At 50.5% G+C, this 758-nt stretch carries 2 protein-coding genes; both read right to left on the reverse strand.

Translation table 11 applies throughout. From position 1 onward, the window contains the following. Positions 1-525: NAD(P)-binding protein (locus R7190_RS27015; protein ID WP_318137818.1), on the reverse strand; the 525-nt coding region annotated here is incomplete at its 3' end. A gap of 21 nt (positions 526-546) precedes the next feature. Beyond that, a partial coding sequence (locus tag R7190_RS27020; RefSeq protein ID WP_318137819.1) for a rhodanese-like domain-containing protein occupies positions 547-758 on the reverse strand: 212 nt, incomplete at its 5' end.

The raw sequence follows: 758 nt of genomic DNA on the forward strand, positions 1-758 counted from the left end.
GTATTCGAAGTCGATAACATCGCGTGGTAGACGGTATTCAGGGATACCCACACGCATCATGCCGCCGTAAACGTCTAGCTTTTCGTAAATCGTTACTTCGTGGCCTTGACGACGAAGCTCAATAGCCGCTTGCGCACCAGCAGGGCCTGCACCCACGATCGCGATGTGCTTGTTGGTTAGGGGCGCAATGTTAAGGTCCCAGTGATCTTGGTTATCCAGTTTTTCTGCGACGAAGCGTTTGATGCCCGCTACGCTGATTGGTTGACCGAACTCTGTGTTACGACGACAAGACGCTTCACAAGGGTGGGCACAGATGCGGCCAAGCGTTTGAGGTAGGAATAGTTTGCTGCGGATCAGATCCAAAGCGCCTTGGAAATTCCCTTCACCAGCCATGCGAACGTACTGTTTTACGTCTGTGTGCATTGGGCATGCGGTTTGACATGCCGGATCGGCATCACCCATACAGCCATCGACAATCATTTGCGCGGTGTCGTATAGCTTTTGGCTAAAAATTACATTGTTCATTAACTGCGGTTTCCGTGTTGATTAGCTCTTGCCGTTGATAACGTTCACTTCAGGATTCTTCTGCTCGTAGTGAGCATGGCTGTACTCGATCCATGAGCCGTCGTAGTTGTCAACACCTTCTGCACCTAGTACTTCAGTAAGAATCACGGTGGTGTGGGCAGAGCGAACACCAGACTGGCAGTAAGCGATAACTTTCTTGCCTTTGATGATGTCGCCGTAAAGGGCTTGCAGTT

This window comes from Vibrio sp. 1078-1, from assembly GCF_033340475.1.